Below are 21,309 nucleotides of genomic sequence, written 5' to 3' on the forward strand. Positions count from 1 at the left end.
CCGGCCTTCGATCATCGCCGCGTGCTGGGTTCAGGCAACGTTGTGGTGATGTCATGATTTACGGAAAGATCAATAGGCTTGCGCGAATCATAACTCCCAATCAGGCAGCGAATGCCCGCGCAAGCCAGTTAGACTTAATTATGTCCACCCAAACCTAGTGTTTCTGCGCGTGATTGCTATTGCGATGCATGCGATTTGTCTGGGCCTTTTCATGACTCGACCCTTCCGAATTTCTCCGGTCCTCAGCACGCTGCAAACCTTTGTCGCGGTCGCTGGCAGAGGAGCCATTGGAATTCATTACGGCCTCATTGCTTGCGTGCCCTGACGCTGCCCCCCCGAAATTGCCGCCGTTGCCAAAACCACCGCCTCCCGCGCCGCCGCCACGCGCCGAAGCCGCAAAACTTATACCAATCAGCAGACTTCCAACTGCAACTACCAGTGTTCTTTTGAACATGACTTCCCCTTAGAGATATCGATGATTATCCTCATCAAGCACTATTATGCACTTAGTCGCATTAGCCCTATGTAACAAACGGTAAAGCTTTGTAAAACGTATATCCATTAATAAACATTCGAGCACATCTGGTTTGGTACTAGACGAAGGTCGAAACTCGATATCGAAAAGGCGACCCGAAAATATGTCCAACGCGCTAAGGGGTATGTGTATGTCATCATCACCGGACCCGTGTTTGGGTCTACGCCCCCCCGGGAGTGACACACGCGAAAGCCTTCCTTGGTTGCGAGGCACCTACAACTTGGCCACGTGTCGATGCGATTCAGTGGGTGACCGACACCACCTGCCCGGAAATGTCTTCCAGAATACATTTCCGGTAAACCTGTGCGACCACCGCCGCCCGAACGCCCTTAGCGGGGTCGCGCCCCATCGCTTCGAGCGTCTCCGACACCCATCCCGGGCTGACAACGTTCACGCGAATCTTACCTTGCAATTCGAGCGCCGCTGCCCGCCCAAACGCCTCGATGCCGGCGTTCACGGTACTCACTGCAGCGCCACCGAGCATCGGATGGTGCGCGAGCAGGCCACTGGTGAGCGTGACCGACCCGCCCTGGGAGATGTATGGAACCCCATACCGGACAAGGTTGACCTGCCCCATCTGCTTATTGGCCAGGCTGAATGCAAAATCATCGTCAGTCAGGGCGTCCAGCGGGGCGAATTTCGCGGTGCCTCCTACGCAGACCACGGCGTCGACCGTGCCCACTTGTTTCTACATTGCCAGAATCGACTGCATGTCGGAGATATTCACTGAGACCGCCGGAGAGCTACGACTGGCCCCTACCACGTCATGCTCTTCCGACAATAAAGCCATAATTTCTTTCCCGAGAAGCCCTGTGGCTCCAATGACCAATATGCGCATACGTCCCCCTGATAACAGATGACGGGTGGTAGTGAACGGCCCCTCAGTACCCAACTCGTTTTCAAGATGAAATAGCCTGGTGCATAGCATACGCCCTGCGCGCAAAGGCGCGCCGATTGCCGGTGCTTGGGTACCGGGCGGCAAGGAATTGACACTCACGCAGGCGGTCACCCTTCCATTCCTGCAGAACAGCCGCACCAGTGCCTGCATCCCCGCAGCATCCATCGATAAACCGAGCAGCGCGAGCACCTGCTCCTACCAAGCCTGGGGGGCAATGAGCCGTCTGCAAGCGCATGATGTGCTGTTGAATGTACCTCGGGTGCGTCTACACCCAATCAGTAGGCGACCCAAGAAGCAGCGAAGAATCGACATTGGAAGTCCCACTGCTGCTAAACGCACTGCGCCAACCTTCTGCAAATGTCGGCCGTTTCTGGATTGCTACGTAACGCGATTTTGTGGTCGGCCGCACATACTGCGATGCATCAACACCAACAACCTAAAGACGCATTCAGGCACCCCACTCCCTGCTTTTCTGCTGTTGCCATTTCACCAAACGATACGCAGGGACGCCAGTTTGTGGCGTAGAGTTAAAGTGCTTTCTCAAGATTCGGCTGCGATGCAAGGTGCGTCATGAAACGCATTGCAGCGCGGCGGTTCGCACGGTTTCCTTCGTACTAGGCAATTCTGACAATTGTTGGGCCCTATGGACCGCTACGGCAAACAAGAAACGGGGTGATGGAGGGGACATGAAAAGCACAAATGAGCAATCCCTGCGTTTTCAGGTCGAAAAATGGCTCGCGCCTGGCCCCACGACGTCGGTCCACGTAGTTGAATTCGGTCGCACCCACTCGGGCCGGCGACGCTACGTATGCGTCGAGACCACGCAACCGGCCGTTTTGCGCGCGTTGTTCTTCTTTCGGCACGATGACGGCTGCTGGCGCGTGTTTCCGCCTGCAGTCGATAGGCCGAAGATGAGCGCCGACCGTCTGGCCTTGTGAGCGGTCATTGCCAGCTCGTGCCAAACAGACCACGCAGCAAACGCGGCGCCTACACACAATTCTGCGCGGGACCTGAGCATCACCACTCCGTATGCGATGCGAGTTGCGAGTGCAGACGCTGTTGTGACGCCGTCGGCGCGCGCCTTTTCACATGAGGCCCAAGCGGCCAACATACTAACGTCGAGCAGCATCAAGATTAACCCGCAATTCCTTCGATATTAGCCTTTTGGTGCACTTGTTTGACACCAAATCGACATGTGTGGATTGCGGTCAATGCGTGGGCGGCATCTGCTACGCCCTCTCCGTGCAACCGGAAACTCGACTCATTATGAGGGCGCAAGCGTGCCCGCGCGAGAAACAGTTGACTTCCGAGCAATCGCCCCTAGAATGAATTTTTGCCGCAACGCAGCAATGATTTTCACCGGGACGGTGCATTATTCGTGTCCTGATTCAGAGTTTCCCTCGAACACTCGCAGTCTCACCTATGGAGCAGTGATGAGCACTGGTATCCCCGAACAATCCATCTCCGCGCAGAAAGCAGGCGTGGAAAGGCTCCTTGGTTTGGCGACCATAGCCTTCGAAGGTATCGAAAAGCTGGCTGAGCTAAATTTGCAAGCAGTCAAATCAACCTTTGCCGAAAATCAGGGAATCCTGAGCAAGACGCTTTCCGCCAACAACCAGCAAGAGTGGGTTGACCTGCCTGTGCACCTGACGCAGCCCATAGCAGAAAAGGCGGCGTGGTACAGCCGGCAGGTCTCCGAAATCCTGTCGAGCATGCAAGGCGAATTCTCGACGGCCGCCCAAGCGCACCTCCAGCAATGTCAGCGCGATGCGCAGGAGTTATTCGAAAATCTCGCGAAGAACGCGCCCACGGGGAGCGAATCTTTTCTAGCAGCATGGCAATCGGCCTCTTCGACGCCCGCCGGCGCGTCCGACGAAACGGCCAAGAAAACCACAAAGCAGTTGGCCCACGACAAAGGTGCTGGCCCTGCCCTATAGGATTTCCTAGCGCGCACGCGCAGCCCCGGAATTTTCTTGTGCGAACTTCGGTTCGCTTTTTTTTGCCGAGGGGAGCCGATATGCGTAAATCTATGTTGAAACGTTGCAGGACTTCATTGCAGAGGCGCGCATTCAAGGACCATGTGCCACTGTTTGTCGCGAAGCGAGTCAAGGGTGCGTTACGCCACCACGCTAGCAGAAACGTCAAGCGCACAAATGAACGCAGAACACCCCAGGACGTCGCCTCACCACGGGAATACCATGGGGTGCTCCCAGGACTGCCAAAGTAACGGCCGGACGTACGCCTCAGTTGCTCAACGCGGAAATGCTCAATGCTTTGCCCTGCGTTCGCGGCTCTTTGCAGCCAGTCGGGTAGCGACCCGTTGCCGTCCCAGCTTTGCCCCGCCGCGTTCCGATAAAGAACCGGCCCATTGGCAGCAGCACGCTGGAAGCAACCTGTTGCTTCCAAAGCGGCAAGCGATATTCCATGCCGTGCCATTTGCATGCGAACCCATAGGATTGCTGTTGCTTTGTCACGACCGTTGAAACCAGATGGACTGAAGCTGGCGTCTTGAAAGAGGGGTTCTGGGCTGACCCTTGCGTCGAGCGACGACAAGGGGTGTTTCGGCTTCAAATTGGGTCGACTCATAATCAGAATAATACCGCAAGCTTACTGAACTATTTCGTATCGTGGGCGGAGACTGCAGTAGAACCTCTGCCGCCATTACTACAGGGACGACGACGGGCTCACCACCTAGCTCCAGCTTGCAAAGGCCCCGCTCCGTTGCCGCCGTTTTGGTATGCATAGAATTGCCCACCATAGTTCACCTTGTCGTATCGACGGTGAATGGCAACCCCGCTGCAACCGGTATGCCCAAGGACAGGGTCCCGTAGTCCAATGGGTAGCTGCCAAATCGGCTACCGAGAGCTGCCTAGAGCGTCACCGAACCGTAATCCGTTGCTGAGATACTTGATTCTGAGGATGCCTACGCCGATGCCCCCGACGAACGGTCACAGATGAGAGAACCAACACATGACGGCACCCGCTCTAACCTCGCATAGGGGATACCTGCTCAAAGCCAGCGCAGTCCCGGCGCAAGGCGGTCTCCATGCCGCCGAGCTTGTCATCGAGAAGCTTGGCGGCCCGCCGCGCACCTTCTCAACTCTCGACTATTTTTTCGACAGAGAGCACGCGTTGAGTTATGCGAGTTCTTGGGGGCGCATCTGGGTCGACATGAACTCCTGAGACGGGGAATTTTCCGGAGCGAGTAATCCTCGACAGCTACCGTTCAAACTCTCTCCTCCCGCCTGGATGTACAAGAGACCCCTCTTGACTCTCAGGTGGAAATAGCCGCCGTGCCCCAAGCCTCTGGAAGCCGCTCCGCCGCGACGGCCGTCCTCGATAGATGCCACGACAGCAAGCCACCACTTTGCTCACAACGGTGCGGCAATGGTACCGAGCGCTGTAAATGGTAGGTTGAAACGTACTATCGCGCCTGAATCCCATCGCACTGGGCAGCAGTGCCATGGAACCGTTCCACTTAGCGGCCGGCAGCGATTCCATAGAATGAGCCCGACCGGGGATTCGACACGATATAAGAATTCCGTCGAGCCCAATTCAGCGCTGCTTTGAATACCTCGGACTCTCGCTGACTCCAATCACTTCTCATTAGGGGAACGGCGTCCTGTGCTGTCTTGGCGTACACGGCCGCTTGGTGCAGAGGCTCGCGGCTCCGCTTTCCTAGGATAGTAAATGTACGAATCATTACGTGCATATCATTCGAAACTGCAGAGTTGCTTGATGAGCGATTATGTCGGCATCCAGATGACATTACTGTGACGGCCATCTCCTAGCTCGCGCTTTGCGTGAACGATTGACATGGAAAAGAGTTGGCCGGGTTCGCCGATGACTAAGCTGTCGCCGCACTGCTTCGCCACTTGGCTTCCAACTCAAAACTCTGTTCGCGCGCCTTGGAAGGCGAAGGATTTGCAAGTTCGCTTGCAACCAGAAATCGAACGCCGGCGCCGACTTCTGACCACTTTTCTCTGGTGTATACCGACGCCCCTCCGGCGACTTGTCACACTGGTCGGCGCCGCCTACGATTCGGCCGCTTTCGCGGTCAACTTCGGACCAGCCCTCCCCAAGGTACTCAGCACGGCGCAAAGCTGGCGGCGCTCAGTTGTCTTCGAACAGATAGCGTCATTTCCTGGCCGCTTAACCAGCGCCGCTGCTGTCGGCATCACGGTGCTCGTTAGTCGCAACCGGGCTTCAATCGAGTCGACGGCACATGTAATGCGTCCTCGCACCAAAGCGTCGAAGGAATTCCTTCGACAGCTGCATTCCTGAGGCATGTCGTCCAAGGCGGTGAGAAAAAAACCGAAGCGGGCGAAGAACGTGGGATGGTCGGACGTGAGCACTGTAGCCCTGGTGCAGTCATCGGCACGGGCACGCATCAAGATGGCCCCGATAAGATGGCTGGCTACCTGGTGGCCTTGGTACTCATGTAGTACCGCAACGGCCTGGATGATGACCGTCTCGCCATACTTCTCGCCGCAGGCGCAGCCGATGACCTTCTCACCTAGGACGCTCAGACTGCAGAGACGGGCCGAGGGGTCTACGTCGCTGCCAGGCAAGCCGTAGGAAAGGAACACCTGCGAGATATGAGTGGCACCATTTCAAACATAGTGCCTGCCTACGCGATTCCGTGCCCCGTGCCTAGCGCCAAGCAACATCGAGCGACTTAATTCTGATGTGAATCTTTTTAATTTCACATGAGGCAGTCGCGCAAATTCCTGGGTCCATCACAAACATGGTTGTTGACTTCCGTTCGTTCGGCATGAGTGGGGGGGCTGTATCAGACTCCACCCGACATTATGACGGAGTTACCCCTTGACGCAGCGGGGCTTGCGCGGTATGGAGGGTTTGTTTGTCGCGTGCTTGTTCCAGAATCACATTCCCTCGAGGGCGAGGGAATGTGAATACGTGTGGGCCCATCCTCAAGGGACTTTGGAATCGAGTTCCGGACGCATCACCACGCTTTCCTGCGCCGTAGGCTCATTGCGCGCGACAACGAAGACGGCGGCTGTCGGGCTACGGTTGGCGGCGACGTGCGGAACGCCCGCAGGCGTGAAGACATAATCGCCGGGGTGCGCCACTTGCCGGTCTTCAAGTTCATCTCCGGTATACAGCTCGATTTCGTCGCCGCTAACCATGTAGTGCGCCGAATCGTGGCGTTCATGGATGTGGGCCTTCGTCCCGCCTCCGGGCGGGATGGTCACGATACCGAGGAACAGGACTTCGGAGCCGACAGTCTCCTTGCTGATACCAGGGGCATAAACGGACCCTTGCTGGGACGTGTAGCTTGCAGCACTAGGCACGACACAGCCGACTTTCGCCTTGGGTAATCTCTCCATTTCGCATCTCCAGTAATCGACTCGCTTGTGTCCGCGTCCGAATACTGCGCCCCGGGATACTCGATGAGCTGAACACCTCTGCCCTTGGCATGCAGTCGCTCGACGTACGCGCGACAGGCGGCAACCGGGACGTAATTGTCCGCACTGGCGTGAAATATGCGCACCGGCACGGCGGCGAGTTCCTCGTCGTCCCGGTAGGCGATGTTGCAACTCGGCTAAAAGCCAACGTACGCAGCGAACTCGCGCCCGGACGCCGGGCCATGCGACGCGAGCATGCGCAAAATTTCTCGGTGGCTCTCATCGCGGTGTCCTCCGAAGCATGTGTTCAGGTCTGACAATTCGGCGACGGTAGTGCTGGACCGGTCAACCTGCAGGCCAAGCAATAGCCGCGCCAACCGGCTCCGGCCTTGGCTGGTGTCGAAAATTGAGCGCCACTAGTCCATGAAAGACCTGCCTCTGTTTCAGCGTCGATACAACCCGACGGAACCAGCGCGGAATGGTGAAGGCGGATGCCTCGGCTATTTCGGCCCGCGTCGTCGTCGTGATAATGGTCCCGCCGCTGCGGGCAAGGCCATAGGGACACGGCATGGAGCTAGGGCTCAATCCAAGCCTGTAGCTAGGTCCTCCTGAGGTTCTAGTCGGAGACATGTTTGCCCAGCAGAATTGGGCAATGTTTTATGTCCCATGGTCGCTACAGTGCGAACACAAGGTCGGGACTGAGCCGTTGCTCGAGCTCCTTCAAACGCTTGGCTACCCAAGACAGGAACCGGCGTCCTGGGCATATGCACTGTTATCACCGTCCAGCGCTCGCACTGCGCGCCGAGCACTTCCGCAAAAGAGGTTTCCATCAAATCTTGGGTTGCGCCCTGGGCGTACGCGCTGACTACCACTGCCGTCAACAGCAACTTCAGAAGCGATTTAGGGTTCATTGCGCCTCCCGGTCGTAGACTGGTCGTCGACCGTTGTGCGCTACATTTCTGCAGGCCGACTTTGTCACAATCAGATAGGGGCGCGCGTGAGCGGCTCATAGAACCCTCCTTGTCGTCTGCCCCGGCAACATTGCGGAACAGAAACGAGGTGGGCTCGAGCTGCTTGGCCGCCGGCGCTTGGCTCTCAACTCCGGCCGAGCACACGAGCCATGAGCCCGCTATTCCTTCTCCAGCCAGTAAACGCCTTCATTCTTCGTCTCAACGAAGCCTCGAGGGGTCCGCAATGGAGGAACTGTGGAGTGTGCCGCGCATCCCGCGAAACTTTCCTGAGCCGCCGGTAAGAGTTGTGTTCCCCAATACCGTTCGCCGCCCGGTAGCTTCGCCAACCGTTCCTTGTGAGGTGCCCTCATACCTGCCGTATATCCGGTCGCCATTCTCCATGAAGTACAGGACATAGGCCGAGACGCGGCCATCGGCACCAACGTAGTCGGACTGACCACGCGTTATTGAATTCTTGACCCGCACGCCAAGAAATACCGGCGGGTCCTTGGGGTACGTACTTTGAATTTCGAAGAGGCGAATCTGATGTCCGGGGACGTCGCCTATGTCAATCGCAAGCTGCTGCGTGTACTTGGAATTCTCAGCAGGCGTCTGATAAGTAACCATACTCCTTTGTTGCCAAGGTGCCTGTGCCCATCCAACGGAAGGCTCCAATAGCATCATGACAGCCGCTGTCATGGAAACTACGTATGCCCGGGAATGGGAACGAATCGATAGCGTCATAAAACCGTCCCTTCTCATCAACCCAGTTTGCAATGTTGCGGAACTGAAACAACTTTAGCGTGAGCTGTCTGACCCATTTTTTGCCAGGACCTTGCTACCAACCTTCGACGCTTGCTCAGCACCCTTTAGATTCAGCCTTATCTTTTGTCACATAAATCTGATGTCTCAATGCCAATATAGCGGTAGGCAACGGAAGTATGTGGCAATTTTCAAGTTTAAATATACTTTAAACTGATATGAATAACTCTTGTCACATGTCTGTAACGGATTGCTCGACAAAGCAAGCAGCAATTCAGCCCCGATGCATGAACCATTTGTCGCGTGGCGCCAGTGTCAGCAAGCGATACGGGTCCAGCTCCATTCCTTTGATGCAGTCTTCGCCGTATCGCAGGTGAAACCTTTTCGGGCTTCAGCAGCTTGTCCGATTCCACACGGCTCACACTTCCATTATGTAATCAGGGCTATATGCAAGTGTGGCACGACTCTCGCTAGACCACGTGGTCACCCGGGTTCCCCTGGATGACATCTGCACGGACGATTTGTCGGTACTATTGCGCCGGCCTCAATAAACGGGCATTCAAGCGTTTCTGCGACACCAACGCATTTGTGTCAGCGTGGTTACGTCTCCTCTTTAAGCCAAGTGGCGGTCGCGGTAATGTGATGACGTCCGATATCCAATGGATAAGGAGGTCTGAAATGATTGCACGCTCTTTCTTGTCGCCTCGCCGTGGCCTGTCCAAGGCAGCAGCTCGAACCCTCGCTGCTACATGTGTCGCCGCCCTCAGTGTTGCCGCTGGTCCTATGGCGTTCGCTCAAGGCGCGAACTCGGCGGTCTTTCCGCCGGGTAGTACAATTTCGGGACTGACGTATGGAAAAGGGATTGCAGCGTGGTGGTACGGCATATGGTCTGTAGTGTGGTGGCAATGGCTGTTGGCAATACCGACTGGGCCTGGCACAGACCAAAACCCCTTGAACGATTCAACGGGTCTGTACTGCAGCGCCAATCAGTCCGGACCAGTGTGGTTTCTGGCGGGGACGGTGGCCAATGGTCGGCCTGTCACGCGAAATTGCCTGATTCCATCAACAATGCCAGTTTTCCTTCCATTGGCTATGGTCAAATGCTCAACGTTGGACGTTCCCCCATTTCGTTGCACGGATGCGACTTCCTGCCGAAGTTGCGCCACAACTATGGTTGATGGGATTAACCCCAGTTCTCTAACCGTCTCAATTGACGACATGCAGATAAAGGATGGGATTGAAGCTTATCGCTCCATATCGCCATTCTTCGGCTTCACGGTGCCTAGACAAAATATCCTAAACTCGCCCGCAGGCTCCGGTATGGCGGTCACTGCCGGATACTGGCTTATGCTCAAGCCCATGTCGCCAGGCCATCATACAATCCACATTGAGGGACAAGATGTACGCGGGCTCAACGTAGGCGTTGCGGAGAACGTGACATATAAAATTGACGTAGCGCCGTGAAGAGACTCCCTTCGACTGACCTCGAGATTGACACAATGGTTCGGTAGCTCGCAGACAGTCCTCTTAGTTCTCTTCGTTGACACATGTCACCGACCTTGAGTCGAAGACGACCTTGTCTTTCGTCGCCCCGGTCTGCGGCTGCATCGCGGAGGCTGGCACGCCAGTCTGCAACGCAGCGTGTCACGTGGGCAGTTGTTCTAGCCGACTTTGAATCGCGTCTAGGCAAGTCATCAGTCGTTCTCCGGCCGCTGTCTCGCGTGGAAGGTAAGGCAGTGCCATCCGGCCATTCGGCCAGCCCCGCTCCTTGTTTTGTCCTGCCAGAACTCGCTGGCATTGCGCGGCCCTGCAAAAACACGCAACAGGGCATTTCACGCCGCAGCCGGCCGGATGTCCGCCCTCACGGCGCGACTGGCCTCCCCCTACTTCCGCCAGATTTCCTACCTCGCCGCTTTCGCAGAGCTAAGTGCGGATGCCCGTGTTCATACTTATCGCCGAAGCACACCTCCCACCCTGTCGGGAGAAAAACCTTCCTCCTTGAAGTGGGTCACCGTTGGCTGCTGAAGTACACGCAGATACACACGCAGCTTTCCTTGAGCAATCTCTTGCAAGAGTGTACTTGGCTTCACCACCGGAATTGAGGAGCAATCTTTACTTTCCCCTCGATACCAAAAAGCGGACATGAAGTTACATTTTAATGTCGAGATGGGGAAACGAGCTCATCGCAAATATCCGCGAGTCATAAGCGATATAACGGGACAATTGGTTTGTGCTATGCACAAATCGATGGAGAAATCCTATACTCAAGACAACTTTTTCTGGCCCGGGGGAACGAATAATCACCTAAAAAAGGAGGTGACCCATGCTGAAGAAGGTCCTGTTACTTACGGTGGCAGTTACTGCACTTGGCGCTGTGGCAGCGTACGGGGGCAACGGCAAGCGGGATATCTACACGGACGGTGCCAGCACGCAGGGGCCGCGCGACCCATATACCGATGGAGGGAAAGCTACAAAGTTTGACGTCTACACCGATGGTGCAAGAGCTACGGACAAGCGCGATGTGTTTACCGACGGTGCGAAAGTTACGGACAGACGTGACGTATTCTCCGATGGCGCACATATGTGAGACGGTAGCGAATAGCCCACTGCAATTCAATAATTAGGCGAGGTGGATACCTCAAGTGCACCACCACCGCCTGTCGGCTCCTCCCAGGGTTACTCTTGCGAGGAGATTCTTTTTGTACGAGAGCACTTCGCTACGTGGTACACAAAGACATCGAGGCGACCACCCAGTCGTCGATTCCAACAAAAGTCTCCCACACCCGGCACATCCAGGCCGCTATAGATGTCAGGGCCCCTGCGCGGTTGACTTGCCCTGACTTAGCTTGTGGGGACTCAATTGACATCGGATTCCGCCGACCCAATTTGCTTATTGCATGCAAATTTCCTAGCCTACACAGAGCAGGCGAGCCTTCCGCGCACTCTTGAGAGGATGTCCCATGCCAATAATCAGAAGTCGAAATGCGTGTCTGCGTAGACTATTTCCGCTCTTGCTTTTCGTCTTGGCGGCAACCCTATCCAATATCGGCAACGCTCAAATTGCGCGAATGGAAGTTCTCCCATTCCTGTCAACCACTCTGACGGACCAAGATTTTTTGGTTGGCCGCAAGGACGGCAACCAGGTGACAGTTGCCGGCGAACTCCGCATTCCGCGCGCGGGAAATGACAAGTTGCCGGCAGTCGTCCTGCTCCACGGCTCAGGCGGAATTAACAGCTATGTCACCGACTGGGAGCAGGATTTTCTTGCGATGGGCGTCGCCACATTTGTCGTCGACAGCTACTCCACCAGAGGCATCGTCAGCACGCTCAACGACCAGTCGCAACTTGGCCGACTAGCACAAACGGAGGATGCATACCGAGCACTTGAACTCCTGGAGAAGCATCCTCGCATCGACCCGACAAGAGTGATGCTCGTGGGATTCTCGCGAGGCGGACAGGCGGCGCTCTACGCGAGTATGAAGCGGTTTCAAAGCATGCATGGGCCGGCATCAGGCCGCGAGTTCGCCGCATATATTGCCTTCTATCCAAGTTGCAACACTGCATACAGGGATGATGACAACATCACCGCCCATCCCGTTCGGATATTTCATGGGAGCTCCGACGACTATTCGCTCATCACGGCATGCCGCGCATACGCCGACCGGGTTGCGGCGAAGGGGAAAGATATCCGACTGACCGAATATCCTGGAGCGCAACATTCGTTCGATGGGCAGGCATTTAAGCCATCGATGAAGCTACCCCAGGCGCAGACGACCCGCAATTGCCAGCTGGAGGAAATTGAGAACGGGCGGATTCTCAACTCCAGAACAAAACAGACCTTTACCTACAGGGACCCCTGCGTCGAACTCGGCCCGACACTCGCCTATAACCAAGAAGCTTCAATGAGGGCTCGCGCGGCAGTCAAAGAGCTTGTTGAGACCGTACTCAAACCATAGCTGCGGTTGGATGTCTAAATTTTAGGCCGATACAGATACAGCCCCCGATTGAACTGAGTGCCAAGTCTGACATCCAAACTGCCGAGCTTAACGAACGACCCGCGCTCGCCAACCAAGGCCAACCGTTCACGCTGCAATCACGTACTATCCTCGTTTCTGACCCAACCCGCTGCCCTCACCACGCGCCGCCACAGTCTTTCCGCTAGCAGCAAAGACGATTTTTGCCTCGGTAGCACCGAGGCTCCCGCTACCGTACGTCGCGCGGCCACGGAGGCGCTTTGGTGGCCATGACTGCATGATGGACTGCGGCGACCAGGAGCTCGAATACAAGCTCCACGTGCCTCTTGCGCTAGCAAGCCACGAAGAGTGCCATGTACACGCTATTGAAATACGAGCGTGAACGGCGTTTGTCCATTGACTGCGAATCCTGTTATCGTGAGAGACACAAAACTGATGTTACCGCTTGTGTCGACCCGGAAAGTGGTTTTCCCTTCGGCAGTCTTGTTGTTGCTGTTGTCGAAATCGCTGTCGATGAAGGTAACGAGCAGGCTATTCGCCCCATCCGCAGCCACGGCATACGAAAGTGTCACCGTACCTGTCTTCGTCGCTTGCGTACTGTTGGAAAACATCGTGCCGGTTGCAAGCATAGCGGCGTCTCCAGCCTTGACAGATGCCGGATAGTTGTAATTTCCGAAGACGATGTAAGGATTGCCTTGGTCATCAACGACCACAGCAAAGGTACTAGGATTTCTGTAGAAAATTCTCGACGCCGACAAAGGAGCAGAATTGCCATTCGCGACAACTGTACCCGTCACGGTTTCCGTTGTCTTTAGGACGGCGACTCCGTTCAAGGTAGCGGCAACGGCCGGCGCATCCGTAAGCGTCCCTGAGCCTGTTACTGTCGTATTTCCGGATGAACCAGAGATTGAAAACTTAACGGTAATACCGTTATTCACCAGATTTGCGACAGCCGTGAGAAGAGGTACGGACAGAGTTTGAGTGGTCGCACTGCTGCCACCACCATCTCCACCACCACCGCAACTGCCAAGAAAGAAGGCAAACGCCAGTGTCAACAAGGATTTCTTAAGCATCGCAGACTCCTGCCAGAAGTGACCCATATTTGAAACTTGTTCTTGGGCGTGGCTCTGCTGAAATGAAATCCTCTACACCAACGGCAAGCTTCACGTTCCCCGCCCTACCTGATTGGGGCCAGCCGGACGGCATCACCGGCCCTTGAGGGGGCGCCATTCACTGAAGCAAAAGACACACCAAGCTCACCAGTCCATTGATTATTCTAAAGTTTCGTCAAATGACAATTTTAAGGGAGCATAGGAATTAATCAGACCGTTCCACTTTTGAAACACCAATCGAAGCCGTGCTCGGAGTGTCAGTGTAGGCCCCATGGCCAAGGTGCCTTGGGGACTGAAACCTAGATAGCACGCGCAAAAAAAGAACCCGCATCGCCAGGAGGTGGCTATACGGGTGGTAGCAGGACTACATCGCCAGTCCATGGTGAATTAAGAGTTTTTAATATGAGAATGAAACAGATTTTTTCCGCATATCTCTTGGGCATTGTGGTCATCACCAAGGATGGCATGGTTAGCGGCCGACATGCTGGCGTCACGCAGCATCAAGGTTAACCCGCAACCACCGCAATATCAGCCCCTTGCAGCACTTGCTTGACACCAAATCGACATGTGGATTGTGTCCAATGCGCGGGCGGCTTCTGCAGCGTCATCTGCGAGTTCACCGTCGCTGCCGGCTAGAGCACTCTTGGGCAGGCTACCGCCCATTGCCGCAAGAAAAAAGAACGCCCGCTCGCGAGACAGTGCCAAGCGAAACCAGGCATAGCAAAATTTGCAGGTCAAGCATCAAGCTCTCGTTTCTCCCGTGACCACGAACGACGCGTCGCTACCCGGCGCTCGCAGTGGGAGAAGGACTCGCTGGACTGTCTCGTCTGGCATCGAGGCCCTGCGCCACGAAGCGGCAAGGCTGCGGGCAACTGCTCAGGCAAAGATGACCCTAACCCCATGGCATTTCCAGTGGTAAACCCTAGACCACCTTGGCTACAGTGCGTTTCCTCGGATATGCTGGCGGACCGAATGACTGTGCTGCAATCGGCGGCAAGAAGATTAACCTTGAGCAGCAAATCCGGATTGGAAATTTGATTTCTGCATGCAGTTTGCATGCGCGTTGCTTCGAGGATGAAATGGCGACTGGCATTGTGAAGTTTAACAACGAAAAGGGCTTTGGATTCATTACGCCGGACGGCGGTGGCGCGGACTTGTTTGCCCACCACACGGAAATCCAGGGCACTGGATACCGGTCCCTGGATGAGGGCGCCAAGGTCGAATTCGACGCAAGGCAAGGCCCCAAAGGGTTGCAAGCCTCCCAGATTCGCAAGCTGTAGTCGCCGTTGCACCTAGGAAGTTGAGATGGAAGAAAGGCCCTTCGCAGTGACGAGGGGTTTTTTTATTTCCAGCAACACTCGGCCGCTTCAGCGCATCCACACGTGTCAGCAGCCAACTGCAACCAATACGCCAATCGCGGCTCCGCGAATAATCTCCGAACAACGTCGCGGCAGGCCCTTCCCCGGCCGTCAAGACCCGTACAACCCAATACTCGGGACGGGCCCTATTAATCACAATGAAGGCCTGGGCCAAACTGACCTTGACATGGACGTTCGCGACGCCGCCATGACCACGGCGGCTTGTTGACGCTAGCGAGATGGCACGCAAATTGCGGGGCCCAGGTAAGGGAATCCGGTCTCATTAGGGAGAATCGTCGTGCTGACAGTCATGGTGCTGCTGGTACTTGCGCTCGTCGTGCGCGCCCTATACCTGCATCTGCACCTCGCGCGCGCCGAACTGGTTCGACGCGAGGAGAAAGGGATGCTCTCCTATGAGGTCCGGCGGCGTGTTGGCATGGAGGCGCTTCCCTCACATGTTTCTGAGTATCCCGTCCCCAGAGAGGTGCGTATTCGCGTCATCAGGTTCACCGTCATGGTGCTATGGCGCAAGGAGTATCACATTGCCCTGCCTGCCGGCGCCTGCACGCACCTTGGAGATATCTCCGTCGACGAAACTGATGAGCGCTTCCCTGCTTGGGTGCAACACCGCCCGTCCTAAGTAGCGGGGCGCCTCGCTCCTCGCCGCAAATGGCGGCGCGCCCTCGGATTGCCCATGCTGACGCCTTACTCCTCCTTCGACGCGGAAATGCTCAAAGCTTTCCCCTGCCGTCACTGCTCTTCGCCGCCAGCCGCGTAACCAATCTGGTCCCCCGCACGTCGGCTTTTCGTATTGGTGGCGCGTCGCGCTACTTCGCAGCACCGACCATGTAGTCCACGGCGGCTTCCACCTCGTCATCCGAGACACCGCCACGTCCGTAGGATGCCCGAATTTTATCGCCGACCGACCGGACGGAATGCAACAAGTTGAAGTCCGCAAGTCGCCTTCACCGCGTCAAAATAACTCTCAAGTTAGATTTGCAAGCCGGCACAGCCTGGTCACTCTGGGGGTTCCAGACAGCAGCATTTGACAACAACCAACGGCTGCGCGATGGGATTCGTTGCAACGGTAGGCAATATTGAAGGGTCGCGGCGGGCGGCGTCCTGGAGCCCCGTTGGATATTGACGGAGACCCGCAATGGCCAACCTACGCTCCGCTCGACCGCTCAACCCAAATTGGGTTCTGTACTTCCTTAGCTGGTAGCGTGCGGCCTCGCCATCAACGGTCTGGCAGAAGTCAGCGGCGGCGCTGCCGGTTGGTTAGGCGGGTGGTCACAATGACATCGTCGCCAGTACATATTGACTTTGAATTTTTTTACGTCAGAATTAAGTAAAACTTTGGACAAGATGGACCTGCCTCTGCGCTTGCAAACGAATTCGAGCAAGCCGCACGCAGTGACGACGGTCCTGCCATTGTTCAAAGTGGACAGACGACATTGAGTTGAATTCAATAGCATGCAGTATTAGACCGGTGACCCATACGTCGGACGATGTGAGTGGAGACAGGAATGACGACAGCCCGAGCTGGAACCAGAGGAGAAGCCGTTAGGCTATTGGCGGCAGAAGGGATAGCACGAGTCGAGCTGGATTACGAGGCAGGTTGGCAGGATGCGATTGAACTCGGACGTTTGGGCCAGAAGGCTGGCATCTGCGTGGAGTATCGCGGGCACGAGAGCATCGCAGTGAGGTCCCACACTGCACTTATCGCGGGCCTCATTCGACCAAAGGTCTCCGTCAGACAACGAAATCTTTACTGTCAGTTCGCATTGACCGAACTGACAGCCAAGGAATTGGCGACCTTGGAGACAAAGGCAATGAAGCTTGGAGACTACATCCTGGCTGGGCATCTACTGCGGGAGGTCGATACAGTTTGGGCCTGAGTAGGCTCCGCTTGAGCGGGGCTTCCGTATCGACAACTTGCGCGCCCAGTTCTTGGCGCTACTTGTCCTGCCTCAAGGCAGTCAAATCTGTTCAGCAGCGCCACAGGGAGAGGCCATAGCGTCCGAGTGCTTCACGGCTGCACTTTTGGTTGTCGTGACCTGGCTTTCCCGCTATATTCCTTGGCAACGTGACCCATAGACGAGGTTCCCCTGTGACCGTCCATGTTGCGCACAATCGAGCCAATGCACTTGAGCAAATAACGTCACAGGTTGCTGGCACGGTTGACCTGGACTATGAGGCCGGCTGGGAAGATGCCCTCGAACTTGGAAGGCTTGGGCAAAAGTACGGCGTCGCCGTTCAGTTCAGGACCCTTGAACATATCGTCGTGCGCACTCCAGAAGCCCTGGCTCAGGGACTGCGAGCACCGAAGAATACCTTCAGGCAGCGGCACCTCTATTGCCTTTTCGACCTAACCTTGATAACCGATGCGCTCCTGACGGAGCTGGAGGCACGTGCAATCGAGCATGGTGATTACATTCTGGCTGGTCACCTGATGAAGGAATCTACGCTCACCTGGGAATGACCAGAAAGCTCTGCTGAACCCTCCACCAATAGGACGACCACCCCCAGGCACTCACGGCCTTCGGGCAGCCTTGACCCAGCATCAGGAAGTCTCGCGCTCGCGTGTATTGTGAAACAATCATCCGGCGGCATCCAATTCGGCACTCTCGGCACGCCTATTCGTCCTCCTGGGAACGATAAGCGAAGCTCCAACGACCAGTACCGTGCGGCCGCCGCCTTCAAGCGATGGCTGCAATTGAATCCTGCGCGCAAAAAAGAAGCCCCGACTGCCGTCGAATGGTAGTCGGGGTTTTGTCCAGGGCAGCACCCCACCGATGGCAACTTGCCCTGCTACGGCTTCGTAGTTTCCTTGCCCATCTCATCCTTGCCCATGCCCCCCTTCTTTTCGTGGCTCTTCTTCATGTGACTCTTACTCATTTTGTCCTTCCCCATGTCCTCCTTCCCCATCTTGTCCTTCCCCATGGTTTCTGTTGTCGTGCTGCTGCTCTTACCCATGGCATCCTTGCCCATCTCGTCCTTCTTCATTGTGTCCTGGGCAAATGCATAGCTAGCAAGCAGGACGGTAGCCGACATCAGCGCGGCAAAGAGCTTGTTCATGATGTTCTCCTTTGACAGATAGGTAGCAAAGCCGGCGGCATGCCGGCCAATCTCTGGCGGACCATCAGGAGCCGCCAAACCAGTTGTATCCCTGGTCTTCCCAGTATTCGCCGCAATACTTCTTGGCGACGAGCATGGCAACAATATGCTTTGGGCGTCGCCGTCCTCTCTAACTATGGATTGGTCCTGCATCCAACGTGGAGACCGCGCCTACCACAAACAGTAGTAGACAATCGCCAACTTTGTAGCCTCATCCTTGGCTTGGCAGGGATTGCCCAACCGGCTGCAGGCGACCCCCACGGCTTCAGTATCGCTTCATCGGTCAGTTTCCGTCACGGCAACGCGGTCGGCCGCGTCTGCTGTGCCTTTACGTCACTCTCTTGCTTATCGAAGGGCTCGCGGCTGGCCCGTTCATCAGCAGCAGACACCCGTCAGCGGAGACCATCTCTGATGCTCCACTCAGTCCCGAACTGTGCGGAACATCAGTTCACTGCAGGTGCTGCCCACCGTTGATGGCAATGTTTGCGCCGGTCAAGAAGGCTGCTTCGCGGGAACACAAATATGCGACCAGCGCAGCGACCTCCCCGGGCTCGGCCAACTGGGATGTGTGGAATAACTTTGGTGTCCAGAATCTCCTGAGGTACAGCCATCACCATCTTGGTGGCGATGAATCCAGGCGAAACCGTGTTGACGGTTACCCCACTCTTGGCGACCTCGAGCGCCAACGACTTCGTGAAACCATGCATGCCTGCCTTGGCTGCGGCGTAGTTGGTTTGTCCAAAGCCGCCTTTGGAGCCGATGATGGATGACACATTGATGACGCGTCCCCAGCCCCGCTTGACCATGTCATCGCATACCGACTTCGTCATATTGAAGACCGAATCGAGATTGGTCCGCATAACCGCATCCCAATCGACCTTCTCCATCTTCTTGAAGCTCGTATCACGCGTAATCCCGGCGTTATTGACCAGGATGTCGACTGGGCCTATCTCCGTTCGAATCTTCTCAACACACTGCTTGCACGATTCGTGGTCGGCAACGTCGACGGGATAAGCTGAGAAATGATGCCCTTCCTTCGCCATCCGCTCCAACCAACCTGCGACGCCAGCATTGCTAGGCGAATGCGTCACAACTACCGTACAGCCTGCGTCCTGTAGCTTGGTACTGATGGCCTCGCCCAATCCACCCATACCTCCCGTTACTACGGCAATCTTCTTCGTCATCACTCTCGTCCTCAGTGCGCTTGCCGTCGTCGGACCTAAGATTCAGCCCGCAGCGCCGTTGGCCGGTCGACAGCATGTCTCGAGACCTGCTTGCTCCGCAGCACCGTGCCCGTCCGGGACTGCGGAGTCCATAGTGAGTTAATGCTTAGCTGCCCGGGATGTCTGCGCCGCACGATGCTGCACGACCTTAGAAGTCGCAACTGCAGCGTCATTAAAACTGCTCTCGGCGACTTGCACCGCTTGCTTGGCCGTCGACTGCATGGTTTCGTACAGCGTATGGCTTGCATCGATTGCAGATTGCACGGCAGCGAACATAGCACCGGGGCCCTCGGGCCCAGCGCTCCCCACGCTTTCCATGAAGTTCTGCACTCCACGTTTGTTGGCCTCGTACTGCGCTTCGGCGACCTTGTCGAACTCGGCCCGTGTAGCGGCTACGATTTCGAGCAAATGACGGCGATACGACAAAGCGTTTTCGGCCACCGGTTGCAATAATTCGATTTGCAACGCCATCAATTCCTGTGGGTCCTTGACTGACAAGGCCTTCTGCATACCTTCCCTTGTCTCCGTCAGCGTCGACCGCATGGTTTGAAGATTCAGCTCGCACAGTCGCTCAAAGCCTTCAAAGGCCTTGCTCGTCAGACCTACCAAGATTTCAAGGCTCGCCTTCTGCGCATCCACAATTTGCTCTTGGGAAAACTGATTCATCTTGCAGCTCCTTAGTGCGACCCAAGCCCTGTGCCATCCGATGACAGCACAATTGAGACGGAGTCCGGTGAAACGGTTGTTGCGGTGTGGCGGGTCTTGCGAAGCATCTCGGATGGGATGTGACGCGCTTGTCGGAGATGCCTGCTGGTGTCACCGCGCGCTCAAGCTCCGAAGCTTTTCGAGGGTGACGAATTGGTTTGCCGGCAGCGCCTCGATATCCGCGAAATCCAGGTCGACTTGATTGGGGGTCTCGTTTACCAGTACGAGTGTGGCGAACTCATGGGGACTCAGCATCATCGTCTCCTAGACCATAGGTCTATTTTTCCTGGGGGACTACGACTGCAGTCAGTGGCAGCAAGCCTAGCTTGTGCTCGACTCTCTTATCTCGCGGGCGCGAGTTCTGCTGGTGGGCGACGCTTGTTCTCGCGCGTCGAAGGAGCATCTTACCTGCTCACCACATACGGTTCAATATGCCTAGAAATCACATATCAAGAACATCCACCGTAGATTCTCGTGCATCTTCCGCACTGCATAGTGCGTGCGTGCGCGCAAGTGTCCGTATTCCCATCCTTGTGTTGATACACCGCAAGGCCCAGGGGATACATCAATTAGCAACCCTTCGGAACCGACTCTGCGCCGCCCCTTTACAATGGCAAGTTCCAATTTCGGAACTCCGATACAGCGTTTCCCCCATTCCAGAAAGCCCCAGAGGAGTGCATAATTTTTGCTTGGTCTATTCTGCGAACATAAAAAATGGCCAGGCGACAGCCTAGGTATTACCAGAAGCAGGGCAACACGGTAGCTGCCCTTCCCGTAACGTATGGCTTTAGAGATGGTGCGCTCATCACGTTCCAGTTGAAGGCGCGCCTCGCGCTGGATGCCTTCCGCAGAGGCAAGACGACTCTGGACGACGTGGCCGCCATCGACACTGTACTGGCCGTCGGGCAACTGCTGGCCACTGACAAGACGGCAGAAGTCGCTGACACTATCGAACAGGCCCGACGCGTACTTCTCGAGGTAGGCTCCCTCATGCAGCAGGTGCTGGATATCTCCCCCACGGACGAGCAATTCATGCAGCTCGCTGATGGCTTGAGCTGCGGCGAAGAATTGCTCGAGGCGAGTACGCGCCGTCAGGTCCGGGACGCGGTCGCAGAGGCGTTGCGCTCGTCCAAACGCAACGGGCTTGAGGCGCGATGAAGGATAGCCTGACCTGACGGTCACAAGTGTCGCGAGCTTGAAGATGTTTCATCACCGCTCGAGCGCGGCCGGCTAGCCCTACTTTCGCAAGCTCAGTGTTATTCCGCGGCCGCACCGAGTCGGAATGCCGCGTAGATACTGGATTTCG

Annotated in this window: 20 protein-coding genes and 2 pseudogenes; 10 read left to right on the forward strand and 12 right to left on the reverse strand. The window is 56.1% G+C overall.

Features of this window, described 5'->3' with window-relative positions; translation table 11 throughout:
- Positions 1 to 154: 154 nt before the first annotated feature.
- From ACGLHR_RS42565 to ACGLHR_RS42575, 3 genes are all read right to left on the reverse strand, one after another.
- A complete protein-coding gene (locus ACGLHR_RS42565; RefSeq protein WP_400101919.1) occupies positions 155 to 454 on the reverse strand; it encodes a hypothetical protein in 300 nt (99 codons plus the stop codon).
- A 322-nt stretch (positions 455 to 776) separates the two neighbouring features.
- On the reverse strand, positions 777 to 1,217 hold the full coding sequence (locus tag ACGLHR_RS42570) for a short chain dehydrogenase (protein ID WP_400101920.1): 441 nt from the start codon (positions 1,215 to 1,217) through the stop codon (positions 777 to 779).
- A gap of 6 nt (positions 1,218 to 1,223) precedes the next feature.
- Positions 1,224 to 1,622, reverse strand: a complete 399-nt coding sequence (locus ACGLHR_RS42575) for a hypothetical protein (protein ID WP_400101921.1) — start codon at positions 1,620 to 1,622, stop codon at positions 1,224 to 1,226.
- Between the two features lie 497 nt (positions 1,623 to 2,119).
- On the opposite strand from ACGLHR_RS42575, the gene ACGLHR_RS42580 reads away from it, so the two are divergent.
- Positions 2,120 to 2,371 (forward strand): hypothetical protein, encoded by a 252-nt coding sequence (locus tag ACGLHR_RS42580; RefSeq protein WP_082095240.1) that lies wholly within the window; start codon positions 2,120 to 2,122, stop codon positions 2,369 to 2,371.
- A gap of 495 nt (positions 2,372 to 2,866) precedes the next feature.
- On the forward strand, positions 2,867 to 3,370 hold the full coding sequence (gene phaP / locus ACGLHR_RS42585) for a TIGR01841 family phasin (RefSeq protein WP_400101922.1): 504 nt from the start codon (positions 2,867 to 2,869) through the stop codon (positions 3,368 to 3,370).
- Positions 3,371 to 5,467: 2,097 nt separating this feature from the next.
- On the opposite strand, the gene ACGLHR_RS42590 is transcribed toward phaP, so the two are convergent.
- Positions 5,468 to 6,022, reverse strand: a complete 555-nt coding sequence (locus ACGLHR_RS42590; protein WP_400101923.1) for a GNAT family N-acetyltransferase — start codon at positions 6,020 to 6,022, stop codon at positions 5,468 to 5,470.
- Between the two features lie 345 nt (positions 6,023 to 6,367).
- The gene (locus ACGLHR_RS42595) at positions 6,368 to 6,784 is read right to left on the reverse strand and encodes a cupin domain-containing protein (protein WP_400101924.1); all 417 of its coding nucleotides are present in this window, start codon (positions 6,782 to 6,784) and stop codon (positions 6,368 to 6,370) included.
- An 89-nt stretch (positions 6,785 to 6,873) separates the two neighbouring features.
- Here ACGLHR_RS42595 and ACGLHR_RS42600 point away from each other — a divergent pair, with 89 nt between their 5' ends.
- A complete protein-coding gene (locus ACGLHR_RS42600; RefSeq protein WP_400101925.1) occupies positions 6,874 to 7,119 on the forward strand; it encodes a hypothetical protein in 246 nt (81 codons plus the stop codon).
- A gap of 852 nt (positions 7,120 to 7,971) precedes the next feature.
- On the opposite strand, the gene ACGLHR_RS42605 is transcribed toward ACGLHR_RS42600, so the two are convergent.
- Positions 7,972 to 8,379, reverse strand: a complete 408-nt coding sequence (locus ACGLHR_RS42605; RefSeq protein WP_400101926.1) for a hypothetical protein — start codon at positions 8,377 to 8,379, stop codon at positions 7,972 to 7,974.
- Positions 8,380 to 10,837: 2,458 nt separating this feature from the next.
- Between ACGLHR_RS42605 and ACGLHR_RS42610 the strand changes: the two genes are divergently transcribed.
- Both ACGLHR_RS42610 and ACGLHR_RS42615 read left to right on the forward strand, forming a co-directional pair.
- Entirely contained in the window at positions 10,838 to 11,101 is a 264-nt protein-coding gene (locus ACGLHR_RS42610) for a hypothetical protein (RefSeq protein WP_400101927.1), read from the forward strand.
- Positions 11,102 to 11,474: 373 nt separating this feature from the next.
- On the forward strand, positions 11,475 to 12,470 hold the full coding sequence (locus ACGLHR_RS42615; RefSeq protein ID WP_400101928.1) for a dienelactone hydrolase family protein: 996 nt from the start codon (positions 11,475 to 11,477) through the stop codon (positions 12,468 to 12,470).
- 380 nt (positions 12,471 to 12,850) lie between these two features.
- Here ACGLHR_RS42615 and ACGLHR_RS42620 read toward each other — a convergent pair whose 3' ends face one another.
- The gene (locus tag ACGLHR_RS42620; RefSeq protein WP_400101929.1) at positions 12,851 to 13,561 is read right to left on the reverse strand and encodes a hypothetical protein; all 711 of its coding nucleotides are present in this window, start codon (positions 13,559 to 13,561) and stop codon (positions 12,851 to 12,853) included.
- A 1,118-nt stretch (positions 13,562 to 14,679) separates the two neighbouring features.
- On the opposite strand from ACGLHR_RS42620, the gene ACGLHR_RS42625 reads away from it, so the two are divergent.
- From ACGLHR_RS42625 to ACGLHR_RS42640, 4 genes are all read left to right on the forward strand, one after another.
- Complete coding sequence (locus tag ACGLHR_RS42625) at positions 14,680 to 14,880, forward strand: cold-shock protein (protein ID WP_400101937.1); 201 nt, start codon at positions 14,680 to 14,682, stop codon at positions 14,878 to 14,880.
- A gap of 376 nt (positions 14,881 to 15,256) precedes the next feature.
- Positions 15,257 to 15,598: a hypothetical protein gene (locus ACGLHR_RS42630; RefSeq protein WP_400101930.1), complete on the forward strand. Its 342-nt coding sequence runs from the start codon at positions 15,257 to 15,259 to the stop codon at positions 15,596 to 15,598.
- 886 nt (positions 15,599 to 16,484) lie between these two features.
- Positions 16,485 to 16,856 (forward strand): PHA-granule associated protein 4, encoded by a 372-nt coding sequence (locus ACGLHR_RS42635; protein WP_400101931.1) that lies wholly within the window; start codon positions 16,485 to 16,487, stop codon positions 16,854 to 16,856.
- A 212-nt stretch (positions 16,857 to 17,068) separates the two neighbouring features.
- Positions 17,069 to 17,440 (forward strand): PHA-granule associated protein 4, encoded by a 372-nt coding sequence (locus ACGLHR_RS42640; protein ID WP_400101932.1) that lies wholly within the window; start codon positions 17,069 to 17,071, stop codon positions 17,438 to 17,440.
- A gap of 329 nt (positions 17,441 to 17,769) precedes the next feature.
- Here the strand turns inward: ACGLHR_RS42640 and ACGLHR_RS42645 are convergent, their stop codons facing one another.
- The 5 genes and pseudogenes from ACGLHR_RS42645 to ACGLHR_RS42665 form a co-directional block, all read right to left on the reverse strand.
- Positions 17,770 to 18,036: a pentapeptide MXKDX repeat protein gene (locus tag ACGLHR_RS42645; RefSeq protein WP_400101933.1), complete on the reverse strand. Its 267-nt coding sequence runs from the start codon at positions 18,034 to 18,036 to the stop codon at positions 17,770 to 17,772.
- A 64-nt stretch (positions 18,037 to 18,100) separates the two neighbouring features.
- Positions 18,101 to 18,202, reverse strand: a pseudogene (locus tag ACGLHR_RS42650) (molybdopterin-binding protein); the annotation flags it as partial.
- A 321-nt stretch (positions 18,203 to 18,523) separates the two neighbouring features.
- Positions 18,524 to 19,259: pseudogene (phbB, locus tag ACGLHR_RS42655) on the reverse strand (acetoacetyl-CoA reductase).
- 138 nt (positions 19,260 to 19,397) lie between these two features.
- Positions 19,398 to 19,964, reverse strand: a complete 567-nt coding sequence (locus tag ACGLHR_RS42660) for a phasin family protein (protein WP_400101934.1) — start codon at positions 19,962 to 19,964, stop codon at positions 19,398 to 19,400.
- Positions 19,965 to 20,114: 150 nt separating this feature from the next.
- Positions 20,115 to 20,261: a hypothetical protein gene (locus ACGLHR_RS42665; protein WP_400101935.1), complete on the reverse strand. Its 147-nt coding sequence runs from the start codon at positions 20,259 to 20,261 to the stop codon at positions 20,115 to 20,117.
- Positions 20,262 to 20,717: 456 nt separating this feature from the next.
- On the opposite strand from ACGLHR_RS42665, the gene ACGLHR_RS42670 reads away from it, so the two are divergent.
- The gene (locus ACGLHR_RS42670; protein WP_400101936.1) at positions 20,718 to 21,161 is read left to right on the forward strand and encodes a hypothetical protein; all 444 of its coding nucleotides are present in this window, start codon (positions 20,718 to 20,720) and stop codon (positions 21,159 to 21,161) included.
- The last annotated feature ends 148 nt before the right edge of the window (positions 21,162 to 21,309 follow it).

The organism is Cupriavidus sp. CuC1 (assembly GCF_044627735.1).
Lineage (GTDB): Bacteria > Pseudomonadota > Gammaproteobacteria > Burkholderiales > Burkholderiaceae > Cupriavidus > Cupriavidus ulmosensis.